This window comes from Deltaproteobacteria bacterium GWA2_45_12 (genome assembly GCA_001797365.1).
Classification (GTDB): domain Bacteria; phylum UBA10199; class UBA10199; order UBA10199; family UBA10199; genus UBA10199.
Genome location: MGPH01000006.1, coordinates 20,666 through 41,731 on the forward strand (window position 1 = coordinate 20,666; position 21,066 = coordinate 41,731).

The following is a 21,066-nucleotide window of genomic DNA, read 5'->3' on the forward strand; positions in this document are numbered from 1 at the left end:
AATTATCGCTGCCATCAGCAACCCCATCGCCATCGGCATCTGAAGGTGGGGGCGTTCCGCTTCCCCCATTGTAATTAACTGTCAGCTTGGGGCGGTTGGCCGCATTGGCTCCTTCAGACGAAGTAAACAACATCCCATTGGCCCATTCAATTTCATTGCGGCACATAAGACCGTAATTCGGTGCGGTCCCATTGGCCCATTTTTGAACGGCACTCTTCACATCGCAGGATGATTTTTGCCCGACAGCGACGTTGGTCGAACAAACTTCTTCGGCAAAAGTTCCACCGGCCGTGGTCCAATTGGCCATGCCCGGCCCGCGACTGATCCAAGTGGCGCCATCGGCCGTCCCATCCCATTCGTGGAGCTTAGATCCTTCAACCCAATCTTGGGTCACACGATAGCAATGGATGGCAGGGCTGCTGGGATACTCAATGGCCTCAGCAAACAATTCCAGACTAGCACTATCAATGGCGGCCCCTGTGGGAATTTGACTTAAATCAAACCTGATGAGCATCTGGCGATCGCCATAACTGTAGGTGCGTAAGGTCCCCGCCCCCCCATAATTGGCGACATTTTCAGGGGGATAGGCTCTGGCCCCCACACCTGTATCCCTGGTCCCAGAATATCCACCGGCCCCTTCTTGAAAACTTAATGAACCGGCAGGGCTGGGGCTGGGATCAGGATTGGGATTTGGCGAAGCATCACAAAGGTCTCCCACACCATCGCCATCGGCATCTGCTTGGTTGGCGTTGATGACCATGGAACAATTATCCGATGCATCAGGCACCCCATCGCCATCGGTGTCGATAGGAGCTGGGTTGGGCGTTGGGTCACAAAGATCACCCACTCCATCACCATCGGCATCGGCCTGGTTGGCATTAACGACCATGGAGCAATTATCCGATGAATCGGGCACGCCATCGCCATCGGTGTCCGGATTAGGATTGGGGTTTGGATTTGGAACACTTCCCCCATTGGCAAAGTGAAGGTAAACCAACCCGGTGGTGACCATGTTCACATGTTCTTTGGTGAAATGGTATTGTGTGTTCAAATCACCTTCATAAAATGGATCATCGGAGGCCGCTTCAAAATAGGGGGCGGCATAGTCATCCAATAAAGTTTCATCACCGGTCACTGCATAACCCAAGGCAAAGGCATCCGAACCCAAAGCAAGCCAAGAACTGACCTGACGTGGAACATTCGGGCAGGAGGCAGTCGGACCCCAGAGTGCCTTATTGCCTTCTATCACCGTGCTTTGCTTCATAACATTGAGCACACCATTCATCGCTGGGAGTGCATCAGGATCAAGAGGAATGTTCGCATCACGGCTGGCCACGATGTACTCGCCAATGGCCCGACCTACAAGACCATACGACCAACCATAGCTGCCACTGACACATTGGGTTTGGGAAAGTTCACATTGGTACCAGCGCGCTGTACCCGCAGCACTATTAAGGTAATTTGTATTGCCCGTTAATTTGTAGGCCCAGGTCATGTTGCGCCCCACGTTACCAGCCGCTCTGGCGTTGGCACCCAGCATGCCATAACCACTTCCGTTCCCTCCTCCCCATGCATCGATGGCACAAGAAGTGGATCTGTCGTTGGACATACGCGTATAAAGACTTTGGGACATTTCAAGGGCAGCATCCCGGGTCACATCATCCCCTGTCAAAAGGCTCCAACCAACCAATCCCGCTATCCCCTGAATCAAATCTGGATTGGGGGTGTTCGCGTTGCGATGGGGGTTACGAATGCCGGATTCGTCATGAACACTGTGTGCCCAATTTCCACCGCAGTAGAGGCTTCCGTTATCGTCAGGGCGGCAATGCATGATGTCGATATCCGCAAAATGTCTGTTGGAAATTTCAGCCCATTTGCAATAAGTGGGATCCCCTGTCCTTAGGCATTGTTGTAGGTATCCCAGGTTCACATCGTATTTTAAATTGTAAGGTGCTGTTCCCTGCTCGAAATCGACGGGGATATCGCCAAAGTCCGTCCAACCAAAATGATCAAATTCCTCAATTGAATTGGTCAGCGAGCAATCACCACCCAGGCTTCCACTGCACTCCCAGGATCGTGAAGGCAATGTGCCGTTGCGATTGAATTGGATATCGATGTATGTCTCATATTCACTATTGCTTCCCGCAACCCGGGGTCCCATGAAACCCAAGGCATGGGTTTGGCGAAGATGTTCAAAGGACGGGGTTGCTTTTGCTTTCCACACGGGAGGTGTTTGAGTATCTAGGGTAAGCCATAACTCGTGGGTTTTCTCTTCCCCCGGTCTTAAGCGATGGACGGTGGAAAATTCCGCCGGGAAAATCCCGAATTCCAATTTTCCATTTTTGGCACGAAGCGCTTTGGGGAAATTTTCACGGAAATAAGGAACCTCGGCTCCAATCCCATCATAGCTCAAAATACCATTGGCCATGTTTCCCGATTCAGTAACGGTGCCGTTGACGCGACGTTGGAATCCGCGGAAAGTGACACCGGATTGCATGCGTGGGGTTCGTCCCGCATAACGGTTCCATTGGTCGGTTCCGCTGGAATCTTGATAAAGAACCTCATCCTTGGAAGACGGATTGGACAAATTCAATGCCCAAGTCACATCCTCCAAAGAAAGACTACGGCTACCATCAACATAGATGCAATCGGGAGTATTATTCAGGTCATCACAATTATCACTCATGTTTCCCAAGGTAATTTGGGCACGGACATGGGGTTTGCCAGCGTAGAAATGGAGTCTTGCCGTTAAATCAAGATTGCTCGTGAGGCTTCTGGCACTTACGCGAAGCATGACCCGCATGGGTCCAGCCTCCACAATATCAACAGTGGCTGCTTTGGAGGGCCAGTTCCATTGACCCCCAGAGGCAACAAGCTGGTTGGAAGCATTAAAAACATTGGCCAAGAGATCACTGGTTGCAGGAACTTCAAAACGCCCTGCTCCCGTATTCACAGTCACTCCACCCCCTGTGCGAGCAGAACTTGTCACCGCGGTGGCTGGGGCTGGGCTCTGGCCATTTTTGAGGAAATAGGTCTTGCCCGCCATGGCTTGAAAATCCACAAGCAGCCATTGATGCGTGGATTTTACTTGAATACGTGTCTGTGTGGGCACAGCCACATCCTGGCTATCAACAACGGTAAAGGGGCCCACCTCATCAAGGGGTACAGGAACACCGGTGGTTACAGGCACAGATCCGGAAGCCCCAGCGGGTAGGCTTATAGAAAGAGGAATATTAAGTTCGCCCGTGCCGCCACCCTCTCCACTAGGAGTCGCATCACAAACATCTCCTAATCCATCTCCATCCGAATCGGCCTGATTGGGATTTGAGGCCATGGGGCAATTATCAACACTATCGCTTGCCGCATCACCGTCATCGTCGGTATCGGCATTATTACCCGTGCCGTCTCCATCGCTATCGACCGATTCGTTGGCATTGGTCGGAAAGGCATCCTGAGCATCGGCAACTCCATCGTTGTCATCATCGGAATCACAGGCATCGCCTTGCGCATCTCCGTCGGTATTTAATTGGTTGGCATTGGAAACAGAGGCGCAATTATCGGAAGCATCAGCCACTCCATCCCCGTCGGCATCACTTGGAGGAGTTGGGGTGGGATTCGGATTGACCTCAGAGGAATATTGGTCGGCACCAATGTCGTTGGAACCATTACGGCCTTCCCCGTCAATATCCTGAGTCACATCCGTCAACACGGAACCCATTCCCGTCACACGCGCATCGGAAACCAGGTGAACATCATCGGCCACGATGAAATCAGAATCCTTGGCATCACCGATATTATTCTGAACGTTCAAACCGGTATTGCTTCCGCGGTTGTAAAACGGCGAACTTAGGAGATTGTTTCGGATATCGAGATTTTGGGACTGCCGGGCCTCAATGGCTCCCTGATAACCGACGATTCGGACAGTGTTATTGTAAACTTTGGTTCCGTTGGCGGTCTGGAGCTCAATTCCTGCATCACCAGGCAGGCTTCGATAGATGAAATTGTTCCGCACAATACCCCCAGTGTGCCCACTGGTAAGACCCAGGGCAATGGAACGGAAATTATTGAGGAAAACATTGCGCTCGATGAGCGTTTCTGTTGACTGGTTCCAAATCAGGATCGCAGGATGAGTCACATAGGTTCCGCAATCGATATCCACTTCGCAACCGGATCCGTCTCCCATGAAATTATAAATCAGGTTATCGCGAATGAGCGTGTTGTGAAAACGGTGAAGATCGATGGCGGCAATATAGTCCCCCTCAATTTTATCAAGGGTGGTGTAACCAAACTTGGAGCAAGCGATAACATTGTTACTTGAGCCATTCACCGAATCGGGAGTCCCTTTGATCATTTGTGTCCCAATATCATACATATTCACATTATAAATATGAGCCGCTTCGGCACCTAACTCGCCCTTGATGGCGATGCCATGGTTGCGCATGTTTGTAATGGATAGGTCCGCAACAACAACATTCTTCCCCGTAATCAAAAAGCCCTCGCTCATGGGACCAAACCCTTGCCCGACAACGATCACGCCGTTTCTATTTCCACTCAAGCTGCGTACAGTGACATCATCGCGTATTTTATATCTGTCATAGTTAAGCTCATCAGCATCCGGAAATGGATAAATGCCATCCCTAAGAAGAACTTCCGTGTTGGGTGCGGTGTTAGAGATGGTAATCAACCAACTAAAGTCCGTAGATGAACTTGGGGGGTTAAGGATAATCTGACTACTCCTTTCCCTGCCGGCATACAGGGGTGATTCCAAATAAGGGGGACAAAAATTAGCCGAAGGTTCGGGGACAGGATCGGGGCTTGCATCACAGGCATCGCCCACACCATCATCATCGGCATCGGCTTGGGTGCCATTGGCCATGTCGGGACAATTATCGACAGAATCCATGATCCCATCGGCATCGCGGTCAATGAGAGGATCACAGGCGTCTCCAATATTGTCATGATCAATATCGGTTTGATTTGAATTGGAGGTAAGGGGGCAATTGTCCGAAGCATCAGAAACAGAGTCGTCATCATCATCCCCGTCACATACATCACCTAATGCATCCCCATCGGTATTTTTTTGGTCAAGATTGGATAACAGAGGGCAATTATCTGCCAAATCTGCAACCGCATCACCATCACGGTCTACAAGGGCATCACAGGCATCTCCCACACCATCGTTATCCAAATCCGTTTGATCCAGGTTGGAAACAGACGGGCAATTATCAGTAGCATCACCAACACCATCACGGTCGCTATCAATGATGGAGTCGCACACATCCCCTACTCCATCACGATCAACATCTTCCTGAGCTGGATTGGTTAGAAGGGAACAATTATCCATTTCATCACTTATTCCATCGTTATCATCATCAAGATCACAGGCATTTCCTTCATCATCTCCATCGGTATTTTGTTGATCCTGGTTTGCAACATCGGGGCAATTATCCTGGCTATCAGAAATACCATCTTCATCGGCATCACGCATTTCGGTGGGATCAACCCCCAAGAATCTATAAATCATCACAATGCTTTCTTCAATTTCAGGCACTCCATTAAAATGGCTATTGATTTCTCCATTTTCATCGACTTCAGCCAAGGGAAGCCCACCCGTAACATAGGCTACGCGTGCCAATTTTCTTATGAGATCCGATTGATTGGCTCCCAAGTCATCCGCACTAAAGACAAGAAAAGAGTTCTCGGCATTAATCGTATTCATTCTGGAAGCCAGTTCGGGGATATCTCGAACCATGCGATAAAGCCATACCGCCACGAACTTGCGGGTGAGATAAGCTTCGTAACTAAAGACCCATGTCCCCGCTTCTCCACTAAAATTGGCTTCCCCCGTTCTCAAAATATTTTTGTTATGGGCCTCAACAAGTTCGGGAATATATTCATAATCATCAGGGATATTTGCAAAAGGATTGTCCACCACATCGGGATAATCCATAAATCCTTCCAACTTCAAAAGACGCATAGCCAACCCCAGTACATAACCACGGGGCATCGCTTCATTGACATTCACCGGAGAAGGAAACCCCGCAGTTTCCTGGGCATCCGCCAGATACATGGCATAATCCCCTACCTGAATATTTTCATCGCGGACCACAACGGCATGATAAATCAAATAAGCCGCTTCCCCTCGTTTAATGACCGTTTTGCCGTAAATATTCAAGGCAGGATCCGCATTCGTATCAAAACCTGGAAGGGCTTGCAGTTGATAAGCAAACTTGAAATAGCTTTTTGAAATGCCAAAAGGAGCTGTCGGCACTAAATAGGAACTGGGACCATTATAGTTGACCGATGACATCCAAAAATAATTGCTGTTATTGGCCCCATTTTTAAGAAGCGTCTTTCCTGCCGTAACAACAGCCCCCGCCATGGATATCTTGGCATTGAGGTTGGGACATGTGGAATATTGGACAATCTTTAAATAATTGGCGTAGGAAATTTCAGGTGAATTAGTGCAAATTCCTCCTGTAAATGCCGCGGCTTCATCGGAGAGCCCCGCAGCTAAAATAAGGACATGAATTTCATCTTTTAATAAAAGGGGGTCGTTTGGTTTAAATTCTGTGGCACCATTCATACTCCAGAGACCGGCATCCACCAGGGCTCTGATCTCAGCTTCATAAGCATTGCCGGTAATATCGGTTAAACCCTGTGATTGGGCTTGCGCAAAAGATGATGAGGTTATCAGCAGACAAAAAAAGGCCCCAGCAAGAATGATATGCTTCTTCATAACACCTCCCTTAAAAGATAAAACTTATATGAGGGTGTTTGAGTGCAATTTGACTGCCAAAATTTAGACGATTAAAATTTTTAAAAATCCCCTTGAGATGATTTGGGTTTTCGTGAACCCATAAAAAAAAATACAATTTAATCTCTTGGATTTTTGTATCAAAACAACCCATGTGGTTGATCGTGATAGGGATAATTTTTCTTGGTTAAAGAAGAAAAGAACATCAGAGCCTTAGACAAGGCACGCTAAGGAGAAAATGAAGATCATTTCTAAATCATGAAGCGTAAGTGAACAAAAAAATTTGGCTAATGATAAGAAATAACATCGAAATCAGTCATAGAGAAAATCATCAGCGTTGATATGGCCCCATGATCCCTGGGATTGATCACGAATGATAATTTTTGCCTTGTAACCCTTCCAACGCGAAACATTCCAAGCCACACGAAGCATTTTTTCACTTTGAATTAAAGCGCCCCGACCGGGCTCAAAAAGGACTTCTTCTCCATCAACAAGTAAAGCCACACCTGTTTGCCCGCTTCCATCCCCACCCCCAATAAGAAAGGTGATAACATCCCCCGTAATCTCAAATTCATCCGAAACAAGTTCTCCCATGGGAAGATCGCCTTGGGAATGTCCGGAGGGTTTGCCAGGGCTGTTGCGATCTTCGAAACTGCCAATCCAATATTGACCCTGGGGACGTGCCGGCGTTGATCCACGATAGATGGGGTTGTCATGGAAAATCGGCTGATCCACAAAAGCCAGATCATGGGGAGTCCAATGGGTTAAATTTCCCATTTCAAAATCAGAATTTTCAAACAAGGGCTTTCTCCAGGGGGAATAAAAGCTCACGCCTATCGTGACGATCAAGGCCAAAGAAAAAGTGATCGTCATACTTTTCCAAAACAAAATGGAGGAATGTTCAGACATAGAAAAATTACCTCAATAAGGGGCCTAAGAACCATTCGATCTTTAAAAAGATGGCCCCGGCCCTACTTTGCATAAAGCTCCCAAAAAATTGGAGCGATTTTTCAAAAAAAGGTTTCTTTTTGGCAAAGGATTCACCCAAAAAAAGAGCCTCATTGTTTTTTATAAAGGAGTCCCCCGCATCATAATCAATGGGGTCCCCTTTCAGTTTAAAGAAAAAAGAATATCCATTCCGGATTTTGAAATTTACCACTTCATATAAATCATGAAACCGTGGGTTTCGCATCAATTCTACATCCGATACATGAAGCCATGGATGAAGTTTGGCAAACTCTTCAAGTGTTCTTGGCATCCCATCAAGGAAGGGACTTCCATTAAACATGATGAGGGTGGGACGTTGGGATAAAATATAATTCCCATCCCCTTTTTCATGCCCATGGACGCGTTTTCCCATTTCTAATTTCCGATGGGCAATGGTTTTATCGACAAGCCCCAGCATGTCATAAACCTGGCCATCATAAAAATAAGCCACAAAAGGCATGGCGTTTAAGGCAATGCTTTGCCCTGAGCCGAGCATCTTCTTAAAAAGGAGCCCGTGAAAACGGGCCATCGTAAAAAACGAACGATTATTGCTCACAAAAAGAAAAACCCTGTTTTCCCCAAAAAAACCGTAGAGCCCCCCAAATACAAGATGAAAAACCAGCAATACCCCCAAAAATAAAGTACTCCACTTCCATGGAAGGCTTGTCATCAACAAGGCCGTCCTGAAGGCATGGGCCAAAAAAGCAGCCACAAGGATGAACCCAAACGATAAAACAGGATTTAAATACCTGAAGAAAAAAAGATTGTCCCCTCCCCCTGTAATGCACAAGAAAAACGAAAGAAGCACAAAACCCAACCACAAACACCATGCCTTGGAATGGCGTAAAAAAAACCATCCGTGGATCAACAAAACAAGGAATAAAACCACACCCCCCAAGCTGGTATTGATGCAATCGATCGTATAATAAAAACCGTTTTTTAAGGCATGGGAACTCAAGCCTACCTTGGCGTAATAAGTATTGGGAAGAAGATGGCCATAAACATGCCACCGCGAAAAAAGATAAAATGCAAAAAAGGGAAGGCCGAAGCAAAAATCAAGGAATCTTTTGAAATTAACTTTTTTACTTTCCCGGTAATTCCAAAAAGTATCAAAAAAAAGGAAAAAAACGTAATAGGCAATCCCCTCCACACGCGTTAATGCCAAAAGACAAAATAAAAATCCTGTAAAACGCCGCTGCCAGGCATTTTGGTCATGGTAAAGGCCAAAAAAAATACAACCCACCATCAAGAAAGCATAGAAACTCGTTTCCAACCCCGCCATGGCCCAAAAAGCATTTCCAGGATAAACAAGAAAGAGAACAGGCGCCCCCAAAGCCAGATAAGAAGATTGAAAATACCTCCGGCCCATCAAAAACAAGAGCCCTGCTGTAAAGATGAGGGCCACCCCATTGACCGACTCAACAAAGACAATGGGATCCCAACCAATCCACAGGCCCAAAATAACGATCATCTGCCACAAATAGCCCGTGTAACCCTCCACTGGGTCATCAATATTAAAAACAAGTCCCCTTCCCCTTAAAAAATTGGCGGCGTATCTGAAATAGATGAATGAATCGTCGTAGGTCACCCCTCCAAAAAGCCAAAACCAGAAAAAGGTGATTGCAATGCCGAAAAGCAGGATGAAGAAGAATGGGAGTTTTCTCATTGAGATTTTGTCTTTTTAACATATTCCCCCCACCAACTCAAAATGCTTTTAGGTTTTGACTTAAAAATGGTAAGTTAAGCCATGCTTAAAAACTTGATTGTTTGGTTGAAAGGGATACGAGTTCATCAATGGTCCAAAAACCTGCTCCTTTTTATCCCATTATTTTTGGCTCATGAAATGGACGATCCTGAAAAACTCCTGGCAGCCCTGATCGCTTTCATTTCCTTTAGTCTTTGTGCCTCCGGTGGTTACATTCTTAACGATCTTTTAGACCTTAAAGCGGACCAGCTTCACCCTTCCAAAAAATATCGCCCCCTTGCTTCGGGAGCCATCTCTTTCAAAATGGGAGTGATTTTAATTCCCATTCTTTTAGGGATGGGATTCTTTCTGGCCCTTTTTTATCTACCTCTTTTTTTTGTTAAATCCCTTGTTTTATACTTTCTTGTTTCTCTTCTTTATTCTGTTTACCTCAAAAAACTGCTTCTTGTTGATGTGCTTGTCTTGGCGGGGCTTTATACCTTACGAATTATTGCCGGAGCGCATGCCACCCGTGTTCTTATTTCCCCCTGGTTACTAGCCTTCTCCATGTTTTTTTTCATCAGCCTGGCCTTCGTAAAAAGATTTTCAGAACTGGCGCTTTTTAAGGAAGAGGACAAAAAAGTAGCCAACCGGAACTATCTGGGAAGTGACAAAACCCTTCTTGCAAGTGGTGGGACCGCCGCCGGATTTATTTCAGTCCTCATCTTCATTCTTTACATCAATAGCGGGGACGTCGTCCGTTTGTATCACCATCCGTTTGCACTATGGTTTATCGCCCCCTTTTTACTTTATTGGGTCACCCGCATCTGGTTTTTGGCACATCGGGGCAAAATGAATGACGACCCCATCGCCTTTGCCATTCGTGACCCCATCAGCTACATGGTAGGGAGCATCATTGCCTTTCTCATTCACAGAGCCACAGGATAAATCATGAACCACACTTCATCATGGGGCGGTTATCCGAAGATCACGCATACTTCGGTTATGTCCGTGTCCTGGCAAAACGAACTTCCCCCTTTGGCCTCTTTACCCTTTCCCGTCCTTCCTCACGCTTATGGCCGAAGTTATGGTGATAGTTGCCTGAATGAAAACGGCATTCTGCTGGATACAACCCCGCTTTCCCATTTTCTTGAATTTGATCAATGGTATGCACCCCAGGGCAAGCCCTGGACCCAAGACCCTTCAAAGGCGGAGGGTTTGACCCAGCAAGGCTCGTCCCCGAAGCCAACGAGCGTAGGGGACAAAACCCGGGGGCTGCTTCGATGCGAGGCAGGAACTTCTCTTGCAGAAATTTTGGATCTGGTTGTCCCCCACGGTTATTTTTTGCCGGTTACTCCGGGAACAAAATTTGTTTCTGTGGGAGGCGCCATCGCCAATGACGTCCATGGTAAAAACCACCACCGGGCTGGCACCTTTGGCAGCCACGTACTGCAATTTGAACTTTTGCGTTCCAATGGAGAGCGGCTTTTATGCTCCCCAAATCAAAATGAAGATTTTTTCAAAGCCACCATCGGCGGGCTTGGTTTGACAGGACTTATTCTTTGGGCCGAAATCAAACTTAAACGCATCGAGAATACCCTGATCGATGAAGAAATTATTTCCTTTTCAACCCTGGATGATTTTTTTGAACTATCCCTTGCCTCCGACCTCACCCACGAATACACAGTAGCTTGGATCGATTGCCTGGCTTCAGGAAAAAAATTGGGCCGTGGGATTTTTTTCAGGGGGAATCATGCCGTAGGGGAACAAGTAAGGACACAAGTAAGGGCAATTCATGAATTGCCCTTACGTCTACCCTTACGTTTGCCCTTACCTAACATGCCCTCTCTGCTCTTAAACCACTTTACACTTAAGGCAATGAATTCTGTCTGGTACTCTTTAAAAAAGAAACAGCAGGGTGTTCACACTGTTCCGTATGATTCCTTTTTTTATCCCTTGGATCGCCTCCACCATTGGAATCGTTTGTACGGCAAAAAAGGTTTTCTCCAATATCAATGTGTCATTCCTTTTGGAGACCATCAAAACACAATCAAGAAAATGCTCGCCCAAATTGCACAAACGGGGTTGGGTTCTTTTTTAAGTGTCCTTAAAATTTTTGGCGACAAACCATCACCCGGGATACTTTCTTTTCCCCGACCCGGGGTCACTCTCGCCCTGGATTTTCCTATTCATGGCCAAAAGATTTTTAAATTGCTAGACGGGCTTGATATCTTGGTGATCCAAGCCGGAGGAAAGGTTTATCCGGCCAAGGATGCCCGAATGTCGGCCAAGAATTTTCAAGATTTTTATCCACAGTGGAAGGAATTTTCGAATTTCATCGATCCAAAATTTTCTTCCAGTTTTTGGAGAAGGGTTACAAAATAAAGGAAATACCATGAAAAAAATCCTCATCATTGGCGCCACTTCAAGCATAGCCCAAGAAACGGCCAAAATTTTTGCCACTTCCGGAGCTGCGCTATTTCTGGTGGCACGCAACCAGGAAAAAATGGACATCCTGGCCAAGGACTTGGTCATCCGTGGGGCTACTCAAGTGGAAACAGCTCTTTTTGATGCAACCAAAATGGGAAATGAGGAAATGTTTTTAAAAAAAATAATCCAAACCTTTGGGGATTTTGATGGGGTGCTGATGGCCCACGGTTTTTTACCTAATCAAACAGAATGCGAACGAAGTGTCGAAAAAACTCTGGAAACATTCCAAATAAACGCCCTCAGTTTCATTTCTTTGTTGACGGTATTGGGAAATTATTTTGGCGAACGACAAAAAGGGTTCATGGCCATTATCACTTCTGTCGCCGGTGACCGGGGAAGACAAAGTAATTATGTGTATGCTGCTGCTAAATCTGCGGTGCATGTGTTTCTTCAAGGGATGCGTCAACGTCTTTTCAAAAAAGGGGTGCATCTGTTGACGATTAAACCGGGTTATGTCGACACTCCCATGACAGTGGGCATGAAGAAAAATTTTCTTTTTGCTTCTCCTCAAAAAATTGCCCGTGGCATTGTTAAAGCCATTGAAAAACGAAAAGACATTGTTTATCTGCCCTGGTTTTGGAGATGGATCATGCTTATGGTGCGAAATATTCCGGAAGGAAAATTCAAGAAGCTATCGTTGTAGTTGTCTAGAATTGCTTAAGATTCCTCCATCTTTTCAGTCAAAAAGATGACGAATACGACCTTTTCTGCCCATCCTCTTAATTTATTTAAAAATCAAAAGCTTAACTCAGTATTCGAAAAAAACTGCCATCCTTTTGTCCATCTGTTTCTTTTTAACTCACTCTCATTTATCGCTAACAACATGATTTCACTTATTTTCAAGAGAGCTGTTTTTGGCAGGTTTATTGCTTGGTAGAAGGGTGCTCTGACTAAAAAATATTTTTTTATGAATTAAAGGGGGAAGTAAATTATGCAAAAATTTATCTATTTCATTCTTGGTATCATTTTAATTGTGGGTAGTACTTCCTGCTCGGGTGAGGACGGCAATGATAGCAGCAGCGCCACGGGCAATGTGAGTGTTCAAGCCACCGTTACGGTGCCCAGTTCCAGTATCTCCTCGCCCATGCGTGGACTGATGAAAGCCGCAGGAGTAAAAGCCGCCATTACCGAAGTGGCAGCTGGAGGGGTGACTTGCCACGCTGAAGATTTAAGTGGCACCACCATCGGTAACGAAGTAACGGCCGATAGCAATGGTGTGTGCACCGTAACAGGTCTGACTGCCGCCCAATATAGCGCACGCATCATCATTGTGGCTGATTCACCCACCATGTCCCCTGTTGAAACCTTGATTATTCCCACAACCACCCAACAAGCGGCGGTCACCGCAGGGGGCACTCCTGATCCTGTTGAAGTCAATACAATCACCACCATCGCCACGGCGGCCACCATCGTCGGATGCGATGGAACCTTGGTAGGATGCGAAGATACTATTGATATGGACAGCGCCTTTGATGCCAGCATTGCTTACTTTGATGATGTTGCCGATGACACGGCCGCCACAGACACTGCGGGGGGATACACAGCCGCCTTGGTTGAAGCAGCGGCCGACTATACCTCTAGCAGCACAGCCACCGAAAGTACCGTGGATGCCCTTGTAGCTGCCATGGCCGATGATGATGCCACCGCCCTTGAAGCCGTTGTAGGAACAGCGGTGACTGATGCAAGCATTGCCACTGGGGATGTAACCGAAACTTCCTCCAGCACCATCAACACTTACATCACCAGTTACTGCACCCTTGATGAAGATGGTGCTTCCCCTTGGCAGGACACCTTGGATGATGCCACTGCAGCCGGAGTGACACCCGACCTCCTCGCCTTGGTGGGACCTTTCCAGGAACTAACCTCCACCGAAATGACTGCGGGCACCTACCCGACCACCGTGTGGCGCAATTATGCCAGGGACTTTTTGGGTGGGGCTGCTGGAGGTTTAGAGGAGAATCCTTTTAGTGCCTTTGGCCATCCAGAAGCCAGACGATCCTTTATAGGATATGTGCGTAACGGCGGCGGATTGGACCCGGATAATATTGGGCGGGGTGCTGCTGCCGTCATGGCCACGCTTCCCCGGAATGAGACAACCGGAGAATATGAACTAGACGATTATGATGCCGATTATCTAGGCCCAACCGCTGCCTATGATATTATTTCCCGTATTCGCGATGCCGGTAGCTTGGGCAATTTTAATCCTGCCACCCTCATGGACAATTTCAAGGATTTGCTACGTGAGAACACAGCCTCATGCGCCTATGGCGGTTGCGGCGATTTCGTCACGCAGTTTGTCAATAACGCCCCTGGCGGAAATTTTGATCCCACTCAAACAACGGGTTTTTTTAAATGTCGCCCCGGTGACAGCAGTTGCACCTGCGATGATGATGATGATTGTTTTCCAGGGGATACCTGCGACACAGGCTCAACAGAGAGCAGCAATACCTGCGTGGCCGGATCACTCTTCATGACACTTTCTTGCGATGACGATGATGATTGCGACGATTTGACAACCTGTACGGGTTCTTACAACGGTTTCGGCGAACGGCATTGTACGTATCGGCAACTGGTGGCTCCGGGGATGTTCACCGCGGCTTCAGGGGGAACCGTGGGAGTTTTTGGGAATGCGGTTTTCTCAGGATATACGGTTCATGATGCCCCTGCCAATGGAGCACAAGGAGGGTTCTGTAGCGATTTGGTATCTTGTGGGACGGGCTCTACATGTATCAATGGAACATGTCGGCCAGATGATATGTGCATGCCTCCTCTCATGGAATGCTCCTCTGATAGTGATTGTTGTTCAGAAACCTGTTTAAATACGGATGCCGGGCAAAGATGCGCCCAATTGAGTAATACCCAAGCTGAATCCTTTTTTGGCACCGGAGCTGGAACAGCGCTTTTTGGAAGTAAAAACTTGGGTGACAATTGTAATTATCCCATTGAATGTACCCCCAACATCTGTGCCACCACTTGCGAAAATGGTGTTTGTAGTCAAACATGTCAACCCTCTCCCGAATCCTTTCAATTCTTCACCAATACAATAGATCAAGCCGATGAAGGTAGGGCCTGTGAAAAACCAAGCGACTGCAAACCATGCCTTGATTGCAATCCCTCTACCTTGACATGTACACCTACAATCCTCACAGGCTGCGAAAGTTTCACTGGGGGATTTACAGGCGGCCCTGGGATAGGAAGCGGAGGAACCGAAACTGGAACTGGAACTGGAACTGGAACTGGAACTGGAACTGGAACTGGAACTGGAACTGGAACTGGAACTGGAACTGGAACTGGAACTGGAACTGGAACTGCTGAGACCGGAACTGGAACTGGTTTTGATGGGGCCCTTAATGGCACGTGGACAATTACAGAGAAGAATTTTTCCTGCGGACCAGCTCTTCCCGTTGTTACAGCCACACTCACACTGACACAAAATATAACTACGGGAGTCTATCAATCGACCCCTGCCGGGTTGTCATTTACCTATGGTACTGGTTTATGCACCGGGCTTACCATCACCCCTGAATTCGGAAACCCCGAATTTTGCTCTTGTACTGTCGGAATCTCAGGCGATGGGGACCCAACAGTGACCATTAACTTCTGTAACGATAGCGTCACCGTGACGGCAGGCCTCTGCGGAGGGGCAACGATTGAAAGAAATGGTACATAAGGGAAATTCTATCACATAAAATCCTCGGCATTCATGTGCCGCATTCGCCCCGGGCCTTCATTACAATGAAGTCCCGGTTTTGTTTGTTCGATCAATGGTTTTTAGAAAAACTTAATGAATCGCTACCAAGGGATTGATAACCTTCAAAGAAGGGATACGATTAAAATCATGATCACACGTCCATAGGGTACGCACATTGTTTTGCAGGCAAATCGCCGCAATTTTGGCATCGTGTATTTGAGGGCCGGTGATTTTGGAAGATTCAATCAGCTCTCGGAAACCAACCCAGTATTCGGCATCTTCTCCAATCAAGTGAAGGTTTGGGCTCTGCAACAAATAATCCAATTGGAGACAAGCTTCTTTCAACGGGGTCGATGGCTTATAAATTCGAGGATGCGTGACAACCGTCAGAAACTCATAAAGACAGGGCCAAGGGATTGCCCAGCTCGCCCCACTTTCAGCCAATGAAGTAATGCAGGCATCCGCTTGGACATAAAAGGGAGAATCCACACGATTGGCATAAACTAATATATTGGTGTCAACCGCTATCATCCACCACGCCCTTCATAAATAAGGGAACGTATCTGTTCCCAATCTCCTTCACGAATACCTTCCTGTAATCCTTTTCCCTTAAAAGCACATTTTTTCAATTTAAACTTCTTTGGAGAACGGGAAATGTTCAAAAACTGCCGAAGCGCAGATTCAACAAGCTCTTTGAACGTCTTGTTGTTTTTTTGCGCGTAGCGCCTGGCCTCATTAAAAAGCGGATTAGATATATCAATGGTTGTTTTCATACCATATACCCATATCATAAAACCCATAAATATGGCAATAATTTTTAAAACCACTCATCCAGCTGATTTCCACCCCCATTTAAAAACCCGTTAAACAAATCAAATGAATCAAACGGGCCTGCCCTGTAATGGATGTCGTTCTGTAAATTACAATCGTTGACGTAAACCCGGCTTGGGTTTCCAAAAGCCACTCCCGGCCAGATATCGATAACATTGTTGGAAAGAGTAATAGTGGTGCCACTGGTGTCATCACAAAGAATCCCCGTGCGCTGACCGGAAGGCAGGGCATTCACAATGACATTGCCATCAAAAGTACCCGTTACATGCCAAAGCCGGATGGCTGTGGAAACATTGTCCCCATCAACCGGCTCCATTTCATTGTTATACAAATAAAGCACAGCGTCTTCTGCATCGATGACCGTTGTATGGGAAAAATTGGAGGCGTTGACAAGACTGTTGGCTAAAGTCAATTCCCCTTCAACAACCCAAACGGCAGTAATACTGGTTGGAGCATTCTGTGTGGCAACAATAGAAAACCCATCCAAAAGAGTTCCCGTAGCCGTTTGGTCGGCCAAAACGAGAGTGGATAAGACATTTGTTCCAAGAAGGGTTGCAGAAAAACTCCGGCTTCCAAACCCGGCATCATAGCCCCCATACAATTTTAAACCGGATGGGACATAAAAAGGCTCATCGTCATAAATATAATTGCCACTCTCAATATAAACATCTTTGCCTGTAGCTTTCGCCAACTGTGCCCCTTTTTCAATGGACACTACAGGATTGTTGAGACTGCCATCGTTATTGTCATCGCCGTTATCATGGCTAACAAAAACGGCTTTGGCCACACGTCCATCCACACCATCGCAATCATTATCGACACCACTGACATCGGGCAGGTCAGTCCATCCAATATTACGGTTGGCATTATTATCGGCACAATCACAACGTGTGCCTGCAGCATAACCATCCCCATCGGCATCAAGTTCGTTACCGACAGTGACATCAATAAGGCAATTATCACGATCAGCGGGGCGCCCTCCCTGCCCCAACCAATCAAGCAGACCATCCCCATCGCTATCCACATTTAAAGGATTGGAACCCACACGTAATTCATCCACGTCAAGAACTCCATCCCCATCATCATCATTGTCACAAGCATCGCCCAACCCATCCCCATCCGTATCGGCATTGGTTGGTTCCGCCTGCTCATCACACAAGTCAGCATTATCCCCAACGCCATCCCCATCGGCATCCAAGCTTTCCGTGGCATCCACGGGAAAAGCATCGGCACCGTCAAGAACACCGTCATCATCCGAATCGGCATCCAACACAAAAGCTCCACGGGCCACTTCCGCACCATCGTTTAACCCGTCATCATCCGTGTCAGAATCAAAGGGATCAGCATCAAACCGCACCTCATCCGAATCATTTAATCCATCCCCGTCATCATCATTGTCACAAACATCGCCCTGCCCATCCAGATCAAGATCGGTTTGATCTGCAGAACCCTTGCTTAAAGGGCAATTATCAAAGCCATCGGCCACCCCATCATCGTCACTATCCGCCTTTAAGGGATCGGTTCCCAAATCCGGTTCAGCGATATCCAGAAGACCGTCGGCATCGTCATCACTATCGGCATTGTTCCCCACACCATCACCGTCCGTATCAAGTGATTCACTCACATCAAAGGGGAAGGCATCCTGGCCATCGGGAGTACAATCGTGATCGACATCCCCGTTAAAAGGATGAACCGAACGATCAAGCTCATCCAAATTATCCAGATTGTCGCCATCGGCATCAAAACCACCGCAATCAATATTTTCAAGGGGAACAAGAACAAGTTGGGATTTACTTAAAATAGTGGTGATTTTAGCCTTGCACAAAAGCATCCATTTACGTCCTTGGGTTAAAGAGTTGTCGGGATTCAAACTAAGGGTGGGACATGAAGCAAAATCCGTCGATAAGCTGACTGATTCGGGAAGATTTTGTTCCCCCAAAACCGTGGGGCCCGCCTTCAGCCCGTCAAACATATCAGCCCGATAATAAATTTTCAATGTCACATCATATTCCTGACCCTTATTAAAAGCATCGGCTGTCAAAGAATAATTGCCACGGATGGTTGGCTTTGTATCCCTTTCCTTCATAAGGACCGTGCTGGTTCCATCCGGATGAGAGTCGGTCACAACCGCAGACACTTTTAAGGCATCCCCACTGACCGCATCCACAGCTTCGGGAAAATCAAATTGAAAAGCCGTTCTTACCGCATCGCCGCTAGGGCCCCCATCTCCTCCACCGCAAGCAAAGAGAGTCAATGAAATCAGTGTAAAGACAAATAGGTTTTTTGAAAACATATTAACTCCCGTATAGGGGCGGGCAACGCAACCGCCCCAACGTATGGGCGCCGCTTTCCCTGCCGGCGTGTGGGGCGCGCCTACGGAATTCGTACGGGCGCTGCTTGCTGCGCCCTTCCCTGTGGGGCGCGCCAAGGGGCGCCCCTACGGATCCTGTGCAACGGCACTGACCACTTCACTTGTTGAATAATTGTCAAAATCATTTTTTGAATTCCAAACGGGGTGCCAAAAAAACTGTCCGACACTTGTCATCATGCGAGTTTCCCCCTCATCGACCAAATCTCCACCGGATACAAAATTCCATCCCGGCTGCATCTTGTCCGCATAGAAACTGGCTTGTATGGTTGATGATTCCCCCGTATTTTCATCGGTCACACGAAAACGGTGAATACCCAATTCAACCCGTGGCAAATCAAAATAAAACAAACCTTCATCAGAGGAAGTGTCTACATAAGCAACATGGGTGGATCGGTTTACCCATACTTCCAAGGCATCCCCTTCATCATCAATTTCATGAATGCGCAGACGAGAATTTGGCTCGCCAAAAATACCCAGTCTGGTCTTGGCATGGCGCACCAGGCCTTTGTCAGCCACATTGGTGAAAATGGGAACTGCATCCATGGCCAACTGCACTTGGGTAAGCTTGGCACCTTCAATGGCCACACCTTCTTTTTTGGCACGGCGAATCACCACACCATTGGCATTAAAAGCTTCCACTAAAATAGTGCGGCTTTTCCCCACAGGAATACCCAAAACACGGGCCCGCCTGGTCTTAGTTGAAAAACGTTTGATGAATTTTTTCCCCAGATCAGGGCCCGTCACTGTTATTTCGTAGTAAATAATTTTTCCGTGATTGATGTTGGGATTAAAAGACTGTGTATTACTGACAACCAGGGCCAGATTATCCGAAATGAATTCTATCTTTCCTTCTTCGCCTCCACCGCAATGGAGTTGAAAAAAGAAAAGGGAAGAAAATAAAAAAGATAATAAAAATTTTCTATAGTTCATTTCAAAATTGTCACCCTTCGACAAGCTCAGGGTGTCCAGACTTGGACATGGTGTCCGCCAGAGAACGGATCAGCCTCCGGCTGAAGCCCCGTCCCGCAAACGGGACCCCGCTACGCGGTGGTCGAACCATTAAAATCCAATATCCACCCCACCCTCATCGGATGAAGAAGAACTTCCATCCCCGCTTCCATCATTTAAAAGAGTCCCCACCGTAACCCCCACGGCCCCTCCAATAAGCACACCTAAAAGAGAATAAAAAACCGGCGACTTTGAAAAAGGCCTCACACGTCGCATCACGCGTATATCCCCCGTATCGGGCTCCAGATATTTTTGGGGGTCAAGCAGCACATTGGACCTTCCTTGTTCCTTAACCTGGGCCACAATTTTTCCGACAGCGACCTCTTCATTTTTCAGGATGTTTTCGGCAGGGACATCAATGGGGTTATGGGAAGCCTGCAAACCCGTATCAATGGTGCGTACAACCACATGGGTTTTTCCGGCTTTTGTTTCCGTGGTCACCAGAACAACTTTATCAACCTTCAAGGCATCCCCCACCTGGGAAGCTGTTTTCACGGCTTCCTGCAGCCCCTCGGGCGTCGAACGCGGAGCGCCCATTTTAAATTGGGCCTTTTCACTTTGCGGTTGCCAGCGCAATTTGCGATTCACAATTTGGGTGGTACTGGCCGTAATATAAACGGGTTCGTGAACAGACAGATAATGATTGGCCTCAAGCGATAAGAGATAATTTCCTTCGGGCAGATGATTCAGGGTCAGGGGGGTGACTCCCTTGCGGATGCCATTTAAATAAACTCCCACGGCAGGAGGATCCGTCCTGATTTCCAAGCCCCCGCTCTGCCTTTCCAAAACCTCCCGCCTCACCTGATTAAACACCTGACGTGTTTGACCCGCCAAGGGAAGCCCTTCCATGGTCAGAGAGGGGTCCACTTTCAAAACCTGATTAAACACTTCTTTTGATTCAGTCATTCTTTTGGTTTCCTGAAAAACAACGGCTTTGGTCAAAAGGGCATCCACCAAAAGATCGCCCTTTTCTTTTTCAAGTTTAAGGAATGCAATGGCTTGATTGACAGAAACTTCGGCATCGCCATATTCACGGTTAAACCAGTGCTGCTTGGCTCGCGCCAAATGGCGTTCGGCTGTAGAGGGTAAAGTCATCTCACTTTTAAGAGAACCAAGATGATAGTTAAGAATGGTATTCACCCTGTTTGAATCAAGAACATGGAAGGAACTGTTTTGCTGCAAGTCGTTCCGCATGGTCGTTGCTGTCTTTTCGACAAGATCCAGATCAGCAGCAGAGCGTGGAAGCG

At 47.2% G+C, this 21,066-nt stretch carries 11 protein-coding genes and 2 pseudogenes (1 of these 13 running past the window's edge); 5 read left to right on the forward strand and 8 right to left on the reverse strand.

The window, feature by feature from the left end; genetic code table 11:
- The 3 genes and pseudogenes from A2048_02855 to A2048_02865 form a co-directional block, all read right to left on the reverse strand.
- Window positions 1-6,739, reverse strand: a pseudogene (locus A2048_02855) (hypothetical protein) (it extends 2,252 nt beyond the left edge of the window).
- Between the two features lie 330 nt (window positions 6,740-7,069).
- On the reverse strand, window positions 7,070-7,666 hold the full coding sequence (locus tag A2048_02860) for a hypothetical protein (GenBank protein OGP10768.1): 597 nt from the start codon (window positions 7,664-7,666) through the stop codon (window positions 7,070-7,072).
- 7 nt (window positions 7,667-7,673) lie between these two features.
- Window positions 7,674-9,410, reverse strand: coding sequence for a hypothetical protein (locus A2048_02865; protein OGP10769.1), 1,737 nt, complete (start codon window positions 9,408-9,410; stop codon window positions 7,674-7,676).
- Between the two features lie 81 nt (window positions 9,411-9,491).
- On the opposite strand from A2048_02865, the gene A2048_02870 reads away from it, so the two are divergent.
- The 5 genes from A2048_02870 to A2048_02890 are packed head-to-tail and all read left to right on the forward strand — an operon-like array spanning window position 9,492 to window position 15,588.
- Window positions 9,492-10,376 carry a hypothetical protein gene (locus A2048_02870; GenBank protein OGP10770.1) on the forward strand — a complete coding sequence of 295 codons (885 nt, stop codon included), beginning with the start codon at window positions 9,492-9,494 and terminating at the stop codon, window positions 10,374-10,376.
- Window positions 10,377-10,433: 57 nt separating this feature from the next.
- Window positions 10,434-11,813 (forward strand): FAD-linked oxidase, encoded by a 1,380-nt coding sequence (locus A2048_02875; GenBank protein OGP10771.1) that lies wholly within the window; start codon window positions 10,434-10,436, stop codon window positions 11,811-11,813.
- A gap of 10 nt (window positions 11,814-11,823) precedes the next feature.
- Window positions 11,824-12,561: a short-chain dehydrogenase gene (locus A2048_02880; protein OGP10772.1), complete on the forward strand. Its 738-nt coding sequence runs from the start codon at window positions 11,824-11,826 to the stop codon at window positions 12,559-12,561.
- A 45-nt stretch (window positions 12,562-12,606) separates the two neighbouring features.
- Complete coding sequence (locus A2048_02885; GenBank protein OGP10773.1) at window positions 12,607-12,795, forward strand: hypothetical protein; 189 nt, start codon at window positions 12,607-12,609, stop codon at window positions 12,793-12,795.
- Window positions 12,796-12,849: 54 nt separating this feature from the next.
- Complete coding sequence (locus A2048_02890; GenBank protein OGP10774.1) at window positions 12,850-15,588, forward strand: hypothetical protein; 2,739 nt, start codon at window positions 12,850-12,852, stop codon at window positions 15,586-15,588.
- A 111-nt stretch (window positions 15,589-15,699) separates the two neighbouring features.
- Here A2048_02890 and A2048_02895 read toward each other — a convergent pair whose 3' ends face one another.
- The 5 genes and pseudogenes from A2048_02895 to A2048_02915 all read right to left on the reverse strand — a co-directional run bounded on the left by A2048_02895 (window position 15,700) and on the right by A2048_02915 (window position 21,066).
- Entirely contained in the window at window positions 15,700-16,140 is a 441-nt protein-coding gene (locus A2048_02895) for a toxin PIN (protein ID OGP10775.1), read from the reverse strand.
- Window positions 16,137-16,436, reverse strand: a complete 300-nt coding sequence (locus A2048_02900; GenBank protein ID OGP10776.1) for a hypothetical protein — start codon at window positions 16,434-16,436, stop codon at window positions 16,137-16,139. The genes A2048_02895 and A2048_02900 overlap by 4 nt, the downstream gene beginning before the upstream one ends.
- Entirely contained in the window at window positions 16,427-18,733 is a 2,307-nt protein-coding gene (locus A2048_02905) for a hypothetical protein (protein ID OGP10777.1), read from the reverse strand. Before A2048_02905 ends, A2048_02900 begins: the two co-directional genes overlap by 10 nt.
- 144 nt (window positions 18,734-18,877) lie before the next feature.
- The gene (locus tag A2048_02910; GenBank protein ID OGP10778.1) at window positions 18,878-19,741 is read right to left on the reverse strand and encodes a hypothetical protein; all 864 of its coding nucleotides are present in this window, start codon (window positions 19,739-19,741) and stop codon (window positions 18,878-18,880) included.
- Between the two features lie 129 nt (window positions 19,742-19,870).
- Window positions 19,871-21,066 (reverse strand): annotated as a pseudogene (locus A2048_02915) (hypothetical protein).